This is a genomic window from Aquitalea pelogenes (assembly GCF_041914625.1).
Classification (GTDB): domain Bacteria; phylum Pseudomonadota; class Gammaproteobacteria; order Burkholderiales; family Chromobacteriaceae; genus Aquitalea; species Aquitalea pelogenes.
In genome coordinates this window covers 163,025-180,490 of the sequence record NZ_JAYSDA010000002.1, presented here as the reverse complement: position 1 = coordinate 180,490, position 17,466 = coordinate 163,025, and the positions used below count along the sequence as shown (strand labels likewise).

Below are 17,466 nucleotides of genomic sequence, written 5' to 3'. Positions count from 1 at the left end.
CATTGCAAAGGAAAGCAGGGCCTGAATGCGCAATGTTATAATTCTGGCTTGATGAATCAGTTGGCGCGCAAATGAACGTATTTTACGAAGAAAGCGGTTCCTTCAAGGTTGGCACCATTGTTTCCCGTGCCGATGCCAGCTTGCAGGTAGATACGCTGCATGGCAAGCGAGCCAAGATCAAATCAAGCAATGTTTTTCTCGAGTTTAGCTCGACTCTGGCAGATTTTCTTCCTGCTGCAGAAAAAATGGCTGATGAGATCGATCTGGATTTCCTGTGGGAATGCAGCCCGGAAGATGAGTTCGAGCACGATGTGCTGGCAGCCGATTACTGGGGCCATGCCCCCTCGGCACTGGAGAGTGCTGCCATCATCCTGCGCGTGTTCGGTGCCCCGATGTATTTCTACAAAAAGGGCAAGGGCCGCTATAAAAAAGCCCCGGAAGAAGCACTGAAAGCCGCCCTGGCCGGTATCGAGCGCAAAAAGCGCGAGCAAGAGCAGATTGATGGCTGGGTGGCCGAGCTGAAGGCCGGTGCCTTGCCGGATGCCATCCGCAGCCAGTTGATGACCTTGCTGTGGAAGCCGGACAAGAACACGCTGGAATTCAAGGCCTTCGACCAGGCCGCGCGCGAGCTGAACCAGCCGCCGCTGAGACTGGCACAAAGCATCGGTGGCATCAGCTCGGTACCGGACTACCTGATGGCCGGTTTCCTGATGGAGTACTTCCCCAAGGGCAGCGGTTTTGGCAAATATGCTCCTCCGCAGCTGCCCGAAGAGCTGCCGCTCTCCGAGGTGGCGGCTTTTTCCATTGATGACGCCAACACCACAGAAATCGACGATGCGCTGTCGGTAGTCGATCTGCCGGATGGCAACAAGCGTGTGGGCATCCATATTGCCGCCCCTACACTTGGCGTGCCGGTGGATTCGGACATCGAAAAACTGGTATGGGGCCGCCTGTCCACCGTGTATTTCCCCGGTGGCAAGATCACCATGTTGCCGGACGACGTGGTGCAGGCCTTTACCTTGCAGGAAGGGCAGGACTGCCCGGCGCTCAGCCTGTATGTGGACGTCACGCCGGACTTCGAACCGGTGGCCTACGAAAGCCGTATCGAACGGGTGCGCATTGCGGCCAACCTGCGTCATGCCGAGCTGGAACAGCAGTTCAACGAAGACACCCTGCTGAATGATCCGGGCGTGGATTACCCGTTCAAGCGCGAGCTGACCTGGCTGTGGCACTTTGCCAATGCACTGGAAAAACGCCGTGGCAAGTACGACCCCACCCGTCCGGTGCAGATGGACTACAACTTTGATGTGGTCGATGGCAAGGTGCTGATCACCCTGCGCAAGCGTGGTGCGCCGATGGACAAGCTGGTGTCGGAGCTGATGATTCTGGCCAACAGCGAATGGGGCCGCATGCTGGCCGAAGCGGATATCCCGGCCATGTATCGCGCCCAGAGCATGGGCAAGGTCCGCATGACTACCCGCCCCGAGCCGCATATCGGCCTGGGCGTGGCGCAATATGCCTGGGCCACCTCGCCGCTGCGCCGTGCCACCGACTTCGTCAACCAGCGCCAGCTCACTGCCATGATTCGTGGCGAGAAGCCGCAGTTCGAGCAAGGCAATGCCATGCTGTTTGCCCTGCTGCGCGACTTTGACACCACCTATTCCGCCTATCTGGGTTTCCAGGACAAGCTGGAGCACTTCTGGTGCCTGCGCTGGTTTACCCAGGAAGGTGTCAGCAATGTCACCGCCACCTTCATCAAGGAAGACCTGGTGCGTATCGACGGTCTGCCGCTGCGGGTACGCATTCCGGGCCTGCCGGAACTGGCGCGTGGTGACCGTATCCAGCTGAGCGTGATCCGCATCGACGAACTGATGGCCGAGATCGAATTCCGCTTTGTCGGCGTGGTGGGCCATGTCGAGGCCGCCAGCGAGGAAGAAGAAGGCTGAGTTCCGTCCCGGCACCAAGTGTCAACAAGAAAGGCTGCCTGTGGGCAGCCTTTTTCTATACAGGCATCACTGATCAGAACATGTCGTCGATGCCGTTGCAGGCCTCTTTCAGATCGCCAATGGCACCGGTCAGCGCATCACGCTCGATGCCCAGTTTGTCCACCACGCTCCAGGGCAGGGTGGTCAGCATGTCGCTTTCGCTCATGTCGTGATTGAAGCCGGCCACCATGTAGGCCGACAGGCCAATCACGATGGCAAAGCGCGAGACATCGCCCAGCAGGTCGTGCTGGTCGCGAATGGCTTGCTGGATGTCGTCCGGGAAATTCCAGCGCCGGGCCAGCTCGGCACCCACTTCGGTCAGGTCCACGCCCAGCAACATGCGTTCGGTGGCCACCCGGTCTGCGCCGCCCGCCACAATCTTGTCGATCTGCACCGCCTGCTGTGGCATGGCCACATGCAGCACCAGTTCGCCGATATTCGACAGCAGGCCACAGGTGTAGCCCAGCTGGGCATCCAGCCTGGCCAGCTTGGCCAGCCGCTTGGCGGTATTGGCCATGGCAAAGCTGCGCTGCCAGAAGCCCTTCATGTCAAAACCCGGTATGCCGGCGGTGGCACCGGTAATGCCGGAGGCAATCACCAGAATGCGCAGGTTGTCAAAGCCCAGCAGTACTACCGCATCGTCCAGTGAACCCACACGGCGGCTGCCGCCAAAGCGCGCGGTATTGGCCAGACGCAGCACACGAGCGGTCAGCACCTGGTCGTGCCCGACCTTGTCGCTGATTTCATCAATATTGATATCGGTCTTGTGAAAGCTTTCAATCAGCTCCTGCACCACCTTGGGTACCATCGGCAACCGTCCGGATGCCTGCTCGAAAAGTTCAGCCACTTGCATGCCATATCCCCTTTGTCATTGTCCCGCTTATTGAGCTTAGGTGAAGTGTTGCAGAAAAAAAGGCCAAAAATGCCGATCTGGCACAAGCAGTCAGGCGACGGGCTGGCCGTGGGCCGCTTCCAGCAGGGCAAACCAGTGCTGGCGGTCCAGTTGCAGGCGGCAGGCAGCAGCTGCTTCATCCAGTGAAGCCAGGCGGCGCGAGCCGGAAATGGGGATGGGGCGGGCCGGGTGGCGCATCAGCCAGGCCAGCGCCAGCGTGGCGGGAGTGACCGCCAGCTCGGCTGCCATTTGCTGCAGGGCTGCGTGCAATGCCGGGTGGGCCGCAGGCTGTAACAGACGGCCTCCTGCCAGCGGCGACCACACCATGGGGCGGATGCCAGCTTGCAGGCACTGGTCAAAGGTACCGTCGAACAGGGGCGCGCCATGTAGCAGCGAGGCTTCCACCTGATTGGTGAGCAAGGCTGTGCGCGACGAGAGCAGGGCAAACTGGCTGGGACTGAAGTTGGATACGCCAAAATGCCGCACCTTGCCACTTTGCTTGAGGCTGGCAAAGGTGTCTGCCACTTCGTCCGGGTCCAGCAGCGGGTCCGGGCGGTGAATCAGCAGCAGGTCCAGATAGTCCGTGCCCAGGTTCTGCAAGGAAGCATCCACCGAGGCCAGGATATGCGCGCGGCTGCTGTCGTAGTGCTTTACCTGCCAGCCACGGCTGGCATCTGCCGGCTTGATGCCGCATTTGCTCACCAGCTGGATGTGCTCGCGCTGGCCGGGGTTGGCCTTCAGCCACTGGCCGAACAGCGCTTCGCAGCGAAAGCCGCCGTACAGGTCGGCATGGTCGAAAGTGGTGATGCCAAGCTGGATGGCATGCTCCACCCAGGCTGCCAGTTCCGCAGGGGAGAAATTCCAATCGTGCAGCCGCCACAGGCCGGCGGCTACCGGAGAAAAAACTGGCCCCTCGGGGGCCAGTTGTGTTGCATGCAAAGGACTCATCAGGCAATCCGTTGTTCTGTAGTCGGGTCGAACAGCACGGCCTTGGAGACGTCGAACACCAGTTCCATGCTGTGGCCCGGTAGTTTGGCTTCTGTCGGGTGGGTACGGCAGCATACCTTGGTGTTGTTGAGCGAGACAAACACCAGGGTGTCCGGCCCGGTGGGTTCGATCACGTCGATATGGCAGGCCATCACCGGCAGCCCTTCGCGGTAGGCGGTGCGGGCATCGGTGATTTGCTCCGGGCGGATGCCGAAGATGACTTCGCGGCCCAGCCACGGCTTCATCTTGTCCTGGGCATGCGGCAGCGGCAGGATGACGCAACCCTTGTCGTCACAGATTTTCACCCCCAGCACCCCGGCCGATTCCACCACCTGCGCCGGAATGAAGTTCATCGATGGTGAGCCGATGAAGCTGGCGACAAACAGGTTGGCCGGGTTGTCGTAGATGTCCTGCGGGCTGCCGAACTGCTGCACGATGCCGTCCTTCATCACCGCAATGCGGTCGCCCAGTGTCATGGCCTCGATCTGGTCGTGGGTGACATAGACGATGGTGGATTTCAGCCGCTGGTGCATCAGCTTGATTTCGGTACGCATTTCCACCCGCAGCTTGGCATCCAGATTGGACAGCGGCTCGTCGAACAGGAAGATGGACGGGTTGCGTGCCAGGGCACGGCCCATGGCCACGCGCTGACGCTGGCCACCGGACAGTTGCGAGGGCTTGCGGTCCAGCAGGTGGGTCATTTGCAGCATCTGTGCCACGCGTTCGACAGTGGCGTCGATTTCGCCCTGCGGCATCTTGCGGATTTCCAGGCCGAAGCTGATGTTCTTGCGCACGCTCATCGACGGGTAGAGCGCATAGCTCTGGAACACCATGGCAATGTCGCGGTCCTTGGGCGACAGGTCGTTCACCCGTTTGCCGCCGATTTCGATATCGCCGCTGGAAATGTCATCCAGCCCGGCAATCATGTTCAGCAGCGTGGATTTGCCGCAGCCGGAAGGGCCTACCAGAATCAGGAACTGGCCGTCTTCGATGGCGATGTCGATGCCCTTGAGCACCTCGGTGCCGTTGGCGTAAGTCTTGCACACATTATTGATGGAGAGAGCAGCCATCGTTCAACCTTTCACAGCACCGGCTGTCAGGCCACGCACGAAGTAGCGGCCGGCAACCATGTAAACGAACAGGGTGGGCAGGGCGGCAATGATGGCCGCTGCCATGTCCACGTTGTATTCCTTCACCCCGGTAGAGGTGTTCACCAGATTGTTCAGCGCCACGGTGATGGGCTGCGACTCGCCGGCGGCAAACACCACGCCGAACAGGAAGTCGTTCCAGATCTGGGTGAACTGCCAGATCACGCACACCATGAAGATGGGGCCGGAAATGGGCAGCAGGATGCGGAAAAAGATGGTCCAGAAACCGGCGCCGTCAATGCGCGCGGCCTTTACCAGCTCGTCCGGGATGGTGACGAAGAAGTTGCGGAAGAACAGCGTGGTGAAGGCCAGGCCGTAAATCACATGCACCAGCACCAGCCCGCTGGTGGTATTGGCAATGCCCAGCTCGCCCAACAGGCGCGCCATCGGCAGCAGCACCACCTGGAAGGGAATGAAACAGCCCACCAGCAGCAGGGTGAACAGCACGTCCGAGCCACGGAAGCGCCACATCGACACCACATAGCCGTTGACCGCGCCAATCAGGGTGGAAATCAGCACCGAGGGCACCGCCATCTTCACCGAGTTCCAGAAAAAGCCCTTCATGCCGCCACATTCCACGCCGGTGCAGGCGCTGGACCAGGCCTTGCTCCAGGCATCAAAGGTGATGGATTGCGGCAGGGCAATCAGGTTGCCGCCACGGATGTCGTCCAGGGTTTTCACCGAGGTGGACAGCATCACGTACAAGGGCAGCAGGTAGTAAATGGCCATCAGCACCAGTGCGGCATACAGCACGATGCGGCCGGGAGTCAGGTGTTTAGCCACGTTTGGCGCTCCTTGTTTCCATATACATCAGCGGCACCAGTACGGCGACGATGGTCATCAGCATCATCATGGCCGAGGCAGCCCCCAGACCCAGCTGGCCGCGGGTAAAGGCAAACTGGTACATGAAGATGGCCGGTACGTCGGATGCCGTGCCGGGGCCGCCGCCGGTCAGCGCCATCACCAGGTCGAAGCTCTTGATGGCGATGTGCGACAGGATCAGCAGCACGCTGAAAAACACCGGGCGCAGGCTGGGGATGATGATGCGCCAGTAGATCACCGGCAGGCTGGCACCATCCACCTGGGCGGCCTTGATGATGGAGTCGTCGATGCCGCGCAGGCCGGCCAGGAACAGCGCCATCACGAAACCCGACGACTGCCACACCCCGGCAATCACCACGGTGTAGATGGCCTTGTCCGGGTCCACCAGCCAGTCGAAGGTGAAGTCGGGAAAGCCCCAGTCATTGATGACCTTCTGCAGGCCCATGTCGGGGTTGAGCATCCATTTCCAGGCGGTGCCGGTAACGATGAAGGACAGCGCCATCGGGTACAGGTAGATGGTACGCAGCGTGCCTTCGGCGCGGATTTTCTGATCCAGCAGCACGGCGAGGAACAGGCCGACGGCCAGCGTGCAGCCGATGAACAGGCCGCCGAAAATGCCCAGATTGGCGACCGCAGTCCACCAGCGGTCATTCTCGAACAGCGCCTGGTACTGGATCAGGCCGGCCAGGTCCATTTGTGGCAGCAGTCGCGATTCGGTCAGCGACAGCCAGCCGGTCCAGGCGATGAAGCCGTAGACGAACACCAGGCTGATCAGCAAGGTGGGCGACAGCACCAGCTTGGGCAACCAGCGGTCTGCCAGCGCCGACAGGCTGGCTTGTGATTGGGATGAGGACATGAATCAATCCTTGCATGCAGCCGTGGCGTGCTGGCGCAGGCGCGCAGCAGGCCGCTTCCCGACCGTGGTCACGGTGCGGAAGGGCAGTCGGCGTACATGTTTTGCTTCGGTGTGGGACAGACAGCTACCGGGCCGGCATGGCCGGCAGCTGTCTACGGCATAGCGCGCCCGGGCAGCAGGCCCGGGGCAATATGGCTGCTTGCTTAATGCACCTTGCCAGCCTTGGCCAGACGCTCGGTGGCGGTTTTCGGGCTCATGGATGAGTTCATGAACTGCGAAATCACGTCATCAATCGCGCCTTCGGTGGCAGACGGCATGGCCATCTTGTGGGCAAAGCTGGGCACCAGGCCGCCACTCTTGGATGCGGCGGTCAGGTCAGCCTTGGACTTCTTGGCACAGTCGTCAAACTTGTCCATCGGCGTATCCAGGCGGGCCGGGATGGAGCCCTTGTTCAGGTTGAACACTTCCTGGAAGTTCTTGCTCATCACGGTTTCGGCCAGATCAGCCTGTGCCTTCTGCGCCGCTGGGTCCTTCTGCTTGAACATGGCCAGGCTGTCGATGTTGAAGGTGAAGCTGCCAGACGTACCCGGTGCGGCTACGCACAGGAAGTCCTTGCCCGGCTTCTTGCCGGCGGCGGTGAATTCACCCTTGGCCCAGTCACCCATGAACTGCATGCCGGCCTTGCCGTTGATCACCATGGCAGTAGCCAGGTTCCAGTCACGGCCAGCGGCACCCTTGTCGATATAGGTTTTCACCTTTTGCAGGGTTTCAAACACTTTCAGGGTGGTGGGGCCGGCCAGGGTGGCCTGGTCCAGCTGCACGAAGGCCTTCTTGTAGTAGGCCGGGCCACCTACGCCCAGCGCCACCGATTCAAACAGGGTGGCGTCCTGCCACGGCTGGCCACCGTGGGCAATCGGCTGGATGCCGGCTTTTTGCAGCTTGTCGGCGGCTTCAAAGAATTCCGGCCAGGTGGTCGGCACCTTGGCACCGGCCTTCTTGAAGGCGTCCGGGTTCACCCACAGCCAGTTCACGCGGTGCACGTTCACCGGAGCGGCCACGTACTGGCCCTTGTATTTCATCACCTGGCTGACCACCGGCGGCAGCTGCTTGTCCCAGCCTTCGGCCTTGGCCACGGCATCGATATTGGCCAGCACGCCTTCGGCACCCCATTCCTGGATGGCCGGGCCCTTGATCTGGGCGGCGGTAGGCGGGTTGCCGGATACCACGCGGGTTTTCAGTGCGGTCATGGCATTGTCGCCACCACCACCGGCAACGGCGAAGTCTTTCCAGTTATCGCCCTTGGCGGTCATCATTTTCTTGAGTTCGGCCACGGATTTGGCCTCGCCACCGGAAGTCCACCAGTGCAGCACTTCCACTTCCCCGGCAAATACGCTGGCCGGCAGCAGGGTGGCAGCCAGCAGGGCGGCGCTCAGTTGCTTGCGTTTCATTCTCTTGTCTCCGTCTTGTAGCGTTGCATTTCGGTTTTTTATGTTCCATTCCGCTGGTCGCTGCCTGTGGCAACGGGCGGGATGTGCAAGAACTATAGCGGCAGATTGTAAGTTTTGTGTAAGGTTTGCGTGGAAATGCTGTAAGAAAATGCAGGTGAGGCAATGCAGTGCGACATGCTATTGGAATGAAATCAATAACTTCAAGGCACTGAACTGGTGCTGCTGTGCAGCAAAATGGTGCGCTGTAGTGTGTCAACTACACTACTGGACAGTTTATTCAGCTTCGTTTTCCTGCTTGAAAAACAGGCTGGCACACAGGCCATGGGGCGGGTTGTCGCTCAGTTCCACCCGGGTGTGATGGCGGCGGGCAATCTCCTGCACGATGGCCAGACCCAGCCCGCAGCCCTTGCCTCCCACGCTGTTGTTGACCCGGTAAAAGCGCTGGAACACCTTTTCGCGTTCCGCCGCGGCTATGCCGGGGCCGTTGTCGCGCACGGCCAGACACAGCTGCGTCCCCTTGCGGTGCAGTTCCACCGTGATTTCACCACCCGGCGGGGTGTACTGGATGGCATTGTCCAGCAGGTTGGCCAACAGTTCGCGCAGCAGGCCGGCATGGCCCTGCATCAGCATTTTTTCATCACTGCTGTCCAGGCCCAGGTCCAGCCCGCGCGCCAGCGCACGCGGCACGACCTCGGCGGTGACTTCGCGCGTCAGCTGGTTGAGGTCCAGCAGGCTGCGCTGCAAGCCGGTTTCCGGTTCGGCACGGGCCAGCGCCAGCAGCTGGTTCACCAGGTGAATGGAGCGGGCCACGCTGGTTTCCACTTGCTCCAGCTGGCGGCAGGCGCGCGGTATGTCCGGTGTCTGGCCTTGCAGTTCGGCCTTTACCAGTTCGGTTTGCGACTTGAGTCCGGCCAGCGGTGTGCGTAATTGATGCGCGGCATCGCCAATGAAGCGCCGCTGCTGGTCCACCTGCTTGTTGACCTCTTCCAGCAGGCTGTTGATGGCGGCGGTCAGGGTGCGGACTTCGGCCGGCGCATTGTTGACTTCGATGGGGGCCATATCGCGTGGCGAGCGGTTTTCCACCACCCGGCGCAGGCGGCGCAGTGGCGACAGACCACGGCTGATGCCGGCCCACACCAACAGACTGGTCAGCAGCATCAGCCCCAGCAGGGGCAGGCCCATGTCCAGCAGGATCTTGCGGGTGAGTTCGGCACTCAGGGCACGGCTTTTGGCCACTTGCACCAGCATCAGCTGTGGTTGTTCCGGCGTGCCTGCCAACAGGTACAGGGCCGCCACGCGCACATCCTGGCCCTTCATGCTGGCGTTGTAGAAATAGCTGCTGCCCGCCTTGGCCACCAGCTCATGCGGTGGCGGTGGCATGGTGGGCTCGCCCAGCAGGAAGGCGGAAGGCGGCGAGCTGACCATGTAATACACCCGGTCGCTGGGGTCTTCTTCCAGGATTTCCCGTGCGGCACGGGGGAAGTCGACATAAAAACCATTGCCGAAGGGCTTTACCTGCCGCGCCAGCGCGCGTGATGTCTGCGCCAGCGTCTGGTCGATGACCTCATTGGTGTAGCGCACCGCCATGGCATGCGCCAGCATGGCCGCCGCCAGCCACAGCACCAGTTGCGGCAGCAGCAGCCAGATCAGCAGCTGGCGGCGCAATGACAGTTGGCGCGGGCGGGTGGTTTCAGTCATCGGCAGCCTGCATCAGCAGATAGCCAAGGCCACGTACAGCGCGGATACCTACGCCACTGCCATCCAGCTTCTTGCGCAGGCGGTGGACATACACTTCCACCGCATTGCTGCCGATTTCCTCCCCTGCACCGGTGAGGGCGGCAGAAATCTGCTCCTTGGTCAGCACTTTTTCCGCCTGGCTCATCAGGATGAACAGCAGTTCCAGCTCGCGCGCCGACAGCTCCAGCGGCTGGCTGCCCGCCCAGGCGCGCTGGGCGCCGGGGTCCAGCCGCAAGCTGCCAAAGTGCAGTTCTTCCCGTTGCAGCGCATCGCGCTGCGGGTCGATGGCGCGCTGCCGGCGCAGCAGGGCGCGGATGCGGGCTTCCAGCTCAGGGAATTCGAACGGCTTGACCAGATAGTCATCTGCACCGGCATCCAGCCCGGCCACACGGTCTTCCATGCTGTCCAGCGCGGTGAGCAGCAGGATGGGCAGCGCAGGTTGATGCACCCGTACATTGCGCAGCACCTTCAGGCCGTCCTGACCGGGCAGGCCGATATCCAGAATCACCGCATCAAAGTGCTCGGCCAGCAATATCTGCTGGGCAGTCAGCCCATTGTCGCTATGACTCACGGCAAAGCCCAGCTGGTTCAGACGGGTGAGCAGGGCGTCGGCCAGCACGGCATCATCTTCGGCCAGAAACAGTTTCATGGGACGGCAGCATCGGGAAAGGAAGGCTTGATGGTAGTGCAGATTAGCCGGGCTGTGCCATCACCGCGCGGTGTGCGGTGCAGCAAAAAGCCCGCACATGGCGGGCTTTGACGGAGTGGGGCAGGTTTACTGCGCCAGCGCGCTGGCCTGCTTGGCCAGTTCGGTGATGCGGGCCCAGTCGCGGTTGGCAATGGCGTCTTCCGGGGTCAGCCAGCTGCCACCAACGGCCAGTACGTTTGGCAGCGCCAGATAGTCCTTGGCCTTGGCCAGGTCAATGCCGCCGGTCGGGCAGAAGCGCAGGTCGGGCAGCGGGCCGGCCAGCGACTTCAAGAGCTTGATGCCACCCACGGCTTCGGCCGGGAACAGCTTGAGGATGTCAAAGCCCTCGTCCTGCGCGCGCATGGCTTCGGACGCGGTGGCCACGCCCGGCAGCAGGGTGAGGTTGGCATTACGTGCGGCAGAGGCCAGCTCCGGGGTCAGGCCGGGGCTGACGCCAAACTGGGCGCCAGCGTCCAGCGCAGCTTCCAGCTGGGCGCGGTTGCGCAGCGTACCGGCACCCACGATGGCGCCGGGTACTTCGTCGCGCATGCGGCGCATGGCAGCCAGGGCCGCCTTGGTGCGCAGGGTGACTTCCAGCACGCGGATGCCACCATCTACCAGCGCACGCGCCAGGTCTACCGCTACAGCGGCGTCATTTACCACGATGACCGGCACTACCGGTCCCTGGCGCAACAGGGTCAAAGCGTCCATATCAGTTTCTCCACAGCGGGTGATGGAAGCTCATGGCACCAGCTTCCGCGGCGTCGGCGGATTCGCGGAATACCGCGAACAGTTCACGTCCCACGCCAAATTGATTGTGTGCAAGGTCGGCACGCGCCAGTTCGCGTGCAGCCCATTCTTCGGCCGGTACTTTCACTTCCAGCGTGCCGGCCACGGCATCCAGTTTCACGATGTCACCATCGCGAACCTTGCCGATACTACCGCCCAGGACTGCTTCCGGCGAGACGTGGATGGCAGCGGGCACTTTGCCCGACGCGCCGGACATGCGGCCATCGGTGACCAGTGCCACGGCAAAGCCGCGTTCTTGCAGGATGGACAGCGCCGGGGTCAGCTTGTGCAGTTCCGGCATGCCGTTGGCGCGCGGGCCCTGGAAGCGGATGACGGCGACAAAGTCGCGTTCCAGCTCGCCGCGCTTGAACGCAGCCAGCATGTCGTTCTGATCGTTGAATACGATGGCCGGTGCTTCCACGATGCGATGTTCCGGCTTGACGGCGGATACCTTGATCACGGCGCGGCCCAGGTTGCCAGCCACCACGCGCAGGCCGCCATCGGCGCTGAACGGGTCGGCCACGGTGCGCAGCACGCTGTCGTCGCCGCTCACGGCGGGAGCCGGACGCCATTTCAGCGTGCCATTGTCCAGCCACGGTTCGTTGGCATAAGCCGACAGGCCACGGCCGACGATGGTGTCCACATCTTCGTGCAACAGGCCGGCGGACAGCAGTTCGCGGATGACAAAGCCCATGCCGCCTGCGGCGTGGAAGTGGTTTACATCGGCCTTGCCATTGGGGTAGACGCGGGTCAGCAGCGGGATGATGGCCGACAGTTCGTCAAAATCGTCCCAGTTGATGTCGATGCCGGCGGCGCGGGCAATGGCCACCAGATGCAGGGTGTGGTTGGTGGAACCACCGGTGGCCAGCAGGCCGACAATGGCGTTGACGATGGATTTTTCATCAATCATGCGGCCAACCGGGGTGAAGTTCTCACCCTGGGCGGCAATGTGGGCGGCCTGACGGGCAGCGGCGCGGGTCAGTGCCTCGCGCAGCGGGGTACCCGGATTGACGAAGGCGGTGCCCGGCAGATGCAGGCCCATGATTTCCATCATCATCTGGTTGGAGTTGGCCGTGCCATAGAAGGTACAGGTACCGGGGCCGTGGTAGGACTGGCACTCCGATTCCAGCAGCTGATCCCTTCCCACCTTGCCTTCGGCGAACAACTGGCGCACCTTCGCCTTGTCGTCGTTGGCAATGCCGGTGGTCATCGGCCCGGCCGGAACAAACACCGCCGGCAGATGGCCGAAGGTCAGCGCGCCAATCATCAGGCCAGGAACAATCTTGTCGCACACGCCCAGATACAGGCTGGCGTCGAACATCTGGTGTGACAGGGCCACCGCGGTGCTCATGGCAATCACGTCACGCGAGAACAAGGACAGCTCCATGCCAGGCTGACCCTGGGTCACGCCGTCGCACATGGCAGGCACACCACCGGCAAACTGGGCGGTGGCACCGGCCTTCAAGGCTTCTTCCTTGATCCAGGCCGGGTAGGCTTCCAGTGGCTGGTGGGCGGACAGCATGTCGTTATAGGCAGACACGATGGCCAGATTGGGGCGGTGGGCCTCTTTCAGGTGAATCTTGATATTGTCCGGCATTGCCGCAAAGGCGTGAGCCTGGTTGGTGCAGGACAGCTGGGCGCGTTCCACCTTGCCCTGCTGGGCGGCGGCCTGAAGATGATCCAGATAGGCAGCGCGACGTTCGCGGCTGCGATCTATGATGCGCTGGGTAACGGCGTGCAATACCGGGTGCAGGGCCATGGCGATTCCCGTGATGAATGTGGGTAAATGGTAGTTTTACTACACTTAAATTGCAAGAATTCAGCCAGTGCCTTGCCGTGGCAAAATGGGGGTGATTAGCACGAAAGTCGCTCCAGTAAAGGATTGTGTCGTTTTATGCCCGATTGGACAGGTGTTGCTTTCTGCGGATTATCCCGGCAACACACATGGACATGGCAAAATCGGGTGGTAATATAACTACATTGCAAATGCACAAGACGGAAGATCACTATGGATAACCGTAGCACGCCCACCCCGGCCTTCGATATGGTGCTGTTCGGTGGTACTGGCGACCTGGTAATGCGCAAGCTGTTGCCGTCGCTGTATCAGGCCCATGCCGCCAGCCTGCTCAACCAGCAAGGCCGTTTGCTGGCGCTGGGTCGCAAGGCGATGAGCCGCGACGACTACCTGGCGCTGGTGGAAAAGAATGCACGCCAGCATATCAAGGAACACTTCGATGCGGCGGCCTGGGAATCCTTCCGTGCTCGTATCGACTATCTGCAGGTTGATGCCGGTGAAGCTGCGCATTATCCGGCACTGGCCGAAGCGGTGGGCCAGCATCCGGAACGGGTGGTGGTCTGTTATCTGGCCACTGCGCCCAATCTGTTTGCCGGCATTTGCGAAAACCTGGCTGCCGTGGGACTTAACCGCCCCAATGTGAGGGTAGTGCTGGAAAAGCCGCTGGGTATCGACCTGGATTCCTCCAACGAAATCAACGATGCGGTGGCTCATTTCTTCAAGGAAGACCAGCTGTACCGCATCGACCACTATCTGGGCAAGGAATCGGTACAGAACCTGATGGCCATCCGCTTTGCCAACGCGCTGTTCGAGCCGCTGTGGCGTCGCGAGTGGATTCACGATGTACAGATCACCATTTCCGAAGACCTGGGTGTCGGCACCCGTGGTGACTTCTACGATGGCACCGGCGCGCTGCGCGACATGGTGCAGAACCACCTGCTGCAACTGCTGTGTATCGTCGCCATGGAGCCGCCGGCCAATATGGAAGCCGACGCGGTGCGGGACGAAAAACTCAAGGTGCTGAAGGCACTGCGCCCGTTCAGCGAGCAGGATGTGGCCAACAAGACCGTGCGCGGCCAGTACAAGGCCGGTGCGGTGGCCGGTCAGCCGGTGGTGGGCTACTTGCAAGAGCAAGGCATTCCGGCTGATAGCCAGACCGAAACCTTTGTCGCCCTCAAGGCGGAGATCGACAACTGGCGCTGGGCCGGTGTGCCTTTCTTCCTGCGTACCGGCAAGCGCATGCAGGAGCGGCTGGCGGAAATCGTCATCAACTTCCGCGACGTGCCGCACCAGTTGTTCTCCGGCCCCTTGAGCGGCAGTCACACCGCCAACCGCCTGGTGATCCAGTTGCAGCCGGAAGAAAGCATCCGCCTGTACTTCCTGGCCAAGGAACCGGGCGATACCATGCGCCTGCAACCGGCCTACCTGGACCTGGACTTCTACAAGGCCTTCAAGGTGCGCCGTGCCGACGCCTACGAACGCCTGCTGCTGGATGTGATCCGCGGCAAGCTGGCCTTGTTCATGCGTCGTGACGAGCTGGTGGAAGCCTGGCGCTGGGTGATGCCCATCATGGAATGCTGGCAGAACAGCAGCAACACCCCGCCCAAACAATACACGGCAGGCACCTGGGGCCCGGCGGCTTCCAGCGCCCTGCTCAGCCGCGACGGCATCAGCTGGCACGAAGAAAGCTGACCGACCTGACCCGTCCGGGCCGCCGCACTGGCCTGCCCGGGCAGGGCAATTCATAACAAGCCGGCCAGCAAGAGCGGCAATCACCCGGTGTCATGGATATCAGGGGCCGGGTGCAAGGTGAGGATGACATGCATGCAATGGTTTGAATTTCCCGATGCACCGGCCAGCGCCGCCGCCCTGGCCGCTACCGTGGCACAACGCTTGTCGGCCGCTCTGGCGCGCGATGGTCGCGCCGTGCTGGCTGTTTCCGGTGGCAAATCGCCGGTTCCCTTCTTTCACGCGCTGCGCAGCCAGCCGCTGGACTGGTCGCGCGTGCTGATCACGCTGGTGGACGAACGCTTCGTCCCGCCGGATCACCCGGACAGCAATGCCGCGCTGGTGCGCGAACATCTGTTACAGGATGCCGCCGCTGCCGCCCGTTTTCTGCCGCTGGTGGGCGATGCCCGTGATGACGTCGCCGAACTGGCCGCCGCCAATGCCGCCTACCAACAACCGACTGTCGCCGTATTGGGCATGGGTGAGGACGGCCATACCGCTTCGCTGTTTCCCGGTGCTGACGCGCTCGCTGACGGGCTGGACATGGCCCGCAGCCTGCCCTTGCTTGCCGTACAGCCGCTCACCGCGCCGCACCTGCGCTTCAGCATGAGCAAGGCCGCTTTGCTCGCCTGCGACAGCCTCATCCTGTCCATTCAGGGGGCGGGCAAACGCCAGGTGTTCGATCAGGCTGCGCAAGGTATCAATGACAGCCTGCCCATCAGCCATTTCCTGTTGCAGACGGAGTGCCCCATCGATGTCTACTGGACTGCCTAATACCTGGCCGCGGCTGCTGGCCGATATCGGCGGCACCAATGCCCGTTTCGCCCTGGAAACCGCGCCTGGCGTGCTGGAAGACATCCTGGTGCTGCCCTGTGCCAGCCACCCCACGCTGGAAGCGGCCATGCGCAGCTATCTGGCCGAGGTGGGCACCCGTGCGGTGGCCCATGCCGCCATCGGCATTGCCAACCCGGTGACGGGTGACTGGGTGCAGATGACCAATCACCACTGGGCGTTTTCCATTGAAGCCACCCGTCAGGCACTGGGTCTGACCTCGCTGATCGTCATCAACGATTTCACCGCGCTGGCGCTGTCGCTGCCGCACCTGCCACGTCAGGAACTGGTACAGGTGGGGGGCGGTGAAGCGGTTGCTGGCAGCCCGCTGGCGCTGATTGGCCCCGGCACCGGTCTTGGCGTGTCGGCCCTGATTCCGTCGCCGGGTGGCTATATGCCGCTGGCCGGTGAAGGTGGCCACGTCAGCTTTGCCCCGTTTGACGAGCGCGAGGCTGCCATCTGGCGCTATGCGCGCGATCGCCACGGCCATGTATCGGCCGAGCGCCTGCTGTCCGGCCCGGGGCTGGTGCTGATTTACCATGCGCTGGCGGCACTGGCCGGTGAACCGGAGCAGGACCTGTCCGCTGCCGACATCACCGCCCGTGGCCTCTCGGGCGACTGTCCGCGCTGCCGCGAAACGCTGGATGCCTTCTGCGCCATGCTGGGTACGGCGGCGGCCAATCTGGCGCTGACGCTCGGCGCCCGTGGCGGGGTATACCTTGGCGGTGGTATCGTTCCACGTTTGATCGACTACTTCAAAACGTCGCCATTCCGCCCACGCTTCGAGGACAAGGGCCGTTTTTCCGCTTATCTGGCGGGAATTCCGGTGTTTGTCATCAACAGCCGTTACCCTGCGCTGATCGGCGCGTCGGCAGCGCTGGCGGCGCACCTGGAGCACTGACCCATGCTGGAAAGAATCAAGTCTCAGCTAGAAGCCCTGTCTTCGGCCGAACGCAAGGTGGCCGAACTGGTGCTGGAGCAGCCCTACACCATGATGCAGGCCGCAGTGGCGGATATCGCCCGCAATGCCGGCGTCAGCCAGCCCACGGTGATTCGCTTCTGCCGCTCCATGGGCTGCTCGGGCCTGCCCGATTTCAAGCTGAAACTGGCCGGCAGCCTGGTCACCGGCGTGCCTTATGTGCATTCCAGCGTCCGGCCGGAAGACCCCACCTCGGAAATCGTGGCCAAGGTGTTCGACAACACCGTCACCGCGCTGCTCAAAAGCCGTAACGACGTCAACCCGCAGGCCATCGAAGCGGCCATCGAGGCCATTTCCCGCGCCCGGCGGGTGGAGTTCTACGGTCTGGGCAACTCCGGCATCACCGCCGCCGATGCCCAGCACAAGTTCTTCCGCTTCGGCATTTCCACCGTGGCCTATGCCGATACCCACATCCAGATGATGGCGGCCTCGGTATTGGGGCCGGACGACGTGCTGGTGGCCATTTCCAGCTCTGGCCGCTCGCGCGAGCTGCTGGATGCGGTGGAAGAAGCCACTGCTTCCGGTGCCACCGTGGTGGCCATCACCGCCAGTGGTTCTCCCCTGGCACGTGCCGCCACCATCGCCCTGATGGCGGACACCCAGGAAGACAATGAAACTTACAGCCCGATGATTTCCCGCATCATCCACCTGGTGCTCATCGACGTGCTGGCTGTGGGCGTGGCCTTGCGCCGCGGCCCCGGCGTGATCGGACAACTAGAAAAAACCAAGCACAGTCTCAAAGCAAAGAGACTGGCCGAACGGACAGAAGAGGATTAATCAT

Annotated in this window: 15 protein-coding genes; 5 read left to right on the top strand and 10 right to left on the bottom strand. The window is 62.0% G+C overall.

Annotation, left to right across the window (positions count from 1 at the left end; translation table 11 throughout):
- Nucleotides 1-71: 71 nt before the first annotated feature.
- Nucleotides 72-1,946 carry a ribonuclease catalytic domain-containing protein gene (locus ACE3SE_RS02910; RefSeq protein ID WP_374553791.1) on the top strand — a complete coding sequence of 625 codons (1,875 nt, stop codon included), beginning with the start codon at nt 72-74 and terminating at the stop codon, nt 1,944-1,946.
- 73 nt (nt 1,947-2,019) lie between these two features.
- On the opposite strand, the gene ACE3SE_RS02905 is transcribed toward ACE3SE_RS02910, so the two are convergent.
- The 10 genes from ACE3SE_RS02905 to edd form a co-directional block, all read right to left on the bottom strand.
- Nucleotides 2,020-2,838, bottom strand: coding sequence for an HDOD domain-containing protein (locus ACE3SE_RS02905; RefSeq protein WP_062789420.1), 819 nt, complete (start codon nt 2,836-2,838; stop codon nt 2,020-2,022).
- A 90-nt stretch (nt 2,839-2,928) separates the two neighbouring features.
- Nucleotides 2,929-3,825 (bottom strand): aldo/keto reductase, encoded by an 897-nt coding sequence (locus tag ACE3SE_RS02900; protein ID WP_374553789.1) that lies wholly within the window; start codon nt 3,823-3,825, stop codon nt 2,929-2,931.
- Complete coding sequence (locus ACE3SE_RS02895; RefSeq protein WP_045846542.1) at nt 3,825-4,934, bottom strand: ABC transporter ATP-binding protein; 1,110 nt, start codon at nt 4,932-4,934, stop codon at nt 3,825-3,827. The genes ACE3SE_RS02900 and ACE3SE_RS02895 overlap by 1 nt, the downstream gene beginning before the upstream one ends.
- 3 nt (nt 4,935-4,937) lie before the next feature.
- Nucleotides 4,938-5,795 carry a carbohydrate ABC transporter permease gene (locus ACE3SE_RS02890; protein ID WP_445290641.1) on the bottom strand — a complete coding sequence of 286 codons (858 nt, stop codon included), beginning with the start codon at nt 5,793-5,795 and terminating at the stop codon, nt 4,938-4,940.
- Nucleotides 5,788-6,690: a carbohydrate ABC transporter permease gene (locus ACE3SE_RS02885; RefSeq protein ID WP_045846540.1), complete on the bottom strand. Its 903-nt coding sequence runs from the start codon at nt 6,688-6,690 to the stop codon at nt 5,788-5,790. The genes ACE3SE_RS02890 and ACE3SE_RS02885 overlap by 8 nt, the downstream gene beginning before the upstream one ends.
- A 203-nt stretch (nt 6,691-6,893) precedes the next feature.
- On the bottom strand, nt 6,894-8,138 hold the full coding sequence (locus tag ACE3SE_RS02880) for an ABC transporter substrate-binding protein (protein WP_045846539.1): 1,245 nt from the start codon (nt 8,136-8,138) through the stop codon (nt 6,894-6,896).
- Between the two features lie 273 nt (nt 8,139-8,411).
- A complete protein-coding gene (locus tag ACE3SE_RS02875) occupies nt 8,412-9,836 on the bottom strand; it encodes a sensor histidine kinase (protein WP_374553786.1) in 1,425 nt (474 codons plus the stop codon).
- Complete coding sequence (locus ACE3SE_RS02870; RefSeq protein WP_374553784.1) at nt 9,829-10,524, bottom strand: response regulator transcription factor; 696 nt, start codon at nt 10,522-10,524, stop codon at nt 9,829-9,831. Before ACE3SE_RS02870 ends, ACE3SE_RS02875 begins: the two co-directional genes overlap by 8 nt.
- Nucleotides 10,525-10,650: 126 nt before the next feature.
- Entirely contained in the window at nt 10,651-11,274 is a 624-nt protein-coding gene (locus tag ACE3SE_RS02865; protein WP_045846536.1) for a bifunctional 4-hydroxy-2-oxoglutarate aldolase/2-dehydro-3-deoxy-phosphogluconate aldolase, read from the bottom strand.
- Between the two features lies 1 nt (nt 11,275).
- Entirely contained in the window at nt 11,276-13,111 is a 1,836-nt protein-coding gene (edd, locus tag ACE3SE_RS02860) for a phosphogluconate dehydratase (RefSeq protein ID WP_045846535.1), read from the bottom strand.
- A 249-nt stretch (nt 13,112-13,360) separates the two neighbouring features.
- On the opposite strand from edd, the gene zwf reads away from it, so the two are divergent.
- The 4 genes from zwf to hexR all read left to right on the top strand — a co-directional run bounded on the left by zwf (nt 13,361) and on the right by hexR (nt 17,462).
- Entirely contained in the window at nt 13,361-14,839 is a 1,479-nt protein-coding gene (zwf, locus tag ACE3SE_RS02855; protein WP_045846534.1) for a glucose-6-phosphate dehydrogenase, read from the top strand.
- Nucleotides 14,840-14,971: 132 nt separating this feature from the next.
- Nucleotides 14,972-15,649 carry a 6-phosphogluconolactonase gene (gene pgl / locus ACE3SE_RS02850; protein WP_131356482.1) on the top strand — a complete coding sequence of 226 codons (678 nt, stop codon included), beginning with the start codon at nt 14,972-14,974 and terminating at the stop codon, nt 15,647-15,649.
- Entirely contained in the window at nt 15,630-16,607 is a 978-nt protein-coding gene (locus ACE3SE_RS02845) for a glucokinase (RefSeq protein ID WP_045846532.1), read from the top strand. Before pgl ends, ACE3SE_RS02845 begins: the two co-directional genes overlap by 20 nt.
- A 3-nt stretch (nt 16,608-16,610) precedes the next feature.
- Nucleotides 16,611-17,462: a transcriptional regulator HexR gene (hexR, locus tag ACE3SE_RS02840; RefSeq protein WP_045846531.1), complete on the top strand. Its 852-nt coding sequence runs from the start codon at nt 16,611-16,613 to the stop codon at nt 17,460-17,462.
- Nucleotides 17,463-17,466 lie beyond the last annotated feature (4 nt).

Bases quoted from the DNA above. Each gene is read 5' to 3' on its own strand.
- ACE3SE_RS02900 (WP_374553789.1), bottom strand. From the start codon at position 3,825: ATGAGTCCTTTGCATGCAACACAACTGGCCCCCGAGGGGCCAGTTTTT.
- ACE3SE_RS02905 (WP_062789420.1), bottom strand. From the start codon at position 2,838: ATGCAAGTGGCTGAACTTTTCGAGCAGGCATCCGGACGGTTGCCGATG.
- pgl (WP_131356482.1), top strand. From the start codon at position 14,972: ATGCAATGGTTTGAATTTCCCGATGCACCGGCCAGCGCCGCCGCCCTG.
- ACE3SE_RS02845 (WP_045846532.1), top strand. From the start codon at position 15,630: ATGTCTACTGGACTGCCTAATACCTGGCCGCGGCTGCTGGCCGATATC.
- ACE3SE_RS02885 (WP_045846540.1), bottom strand. From the start codon at position 6,690: ATGTCCTCATCCCAATCACAAGCCAGCCTGTCGGCGCTGGCAGACCGC.
- ACE3SE_RS02910 (WP_374553791.1), top strand. From the start codon at position 72: ATGAACGTATTTTACGAAGAAAGCGGTTCCTTCAAGGTTGGCACCATT.
- hexR (WP_045846531.1), top strand. From the start codon at position 16,611: ATGCTGGAAAGAATCAAGTCTCAGCTAGAAGCCCTGTCTTCGGCCGAA.
- ACE3SE_RS02875 (WP_374553786.1), bottom strand. From the start codon at position 9,836: ATGACTGAAACCACCCGCCCGCGCCAACTGTCATTGCGCCGCCAGCTG.
- edd (WP_045846535.1), bottom strand. From the start codon at position 13,111: ATGGCCCTGCACCCGGTATTGCACGCCGTTACCCAGCGCATCATAGAT.
- ACE3SE_RS02865 (WP_045846536.1), bottom strand. From the start codon at position 11,274: ATGGACGCTTTGACCCTGTTGCGCCAGGGACCGGTAGTGCCGGTCATC.
- zwf (WP_045846534.1), top strand. From the start codon at position 13,361: ATGGATAACCGTAGCACGCCCACCCCGGCCTTCGATATGGTGCTGTTC.
- ACE3SE_RS02880 (WP_045846539.1), bottom strand. From the start codon at position 8,138: ATGAAACGCAAGCAACTGAGCGCCGCCCTGCTGGCTGCCACCCTGCTG.
- ACE3SE_RS02870 (WP_374553784.1), bottom strand. From the start codon at position 10,524: ATGAAACTGTTTCTGGCCGAAGATGATGCCGTGCTGGCCGACGCCCTG.
- ACE3SE_RS02895 (WP_045846542.1), bottom strand. From the start codon at position 4,934: ATGGCTGCTCTCTCCATCAATAATGTGTGCAAGACTTACGCCAACGGC.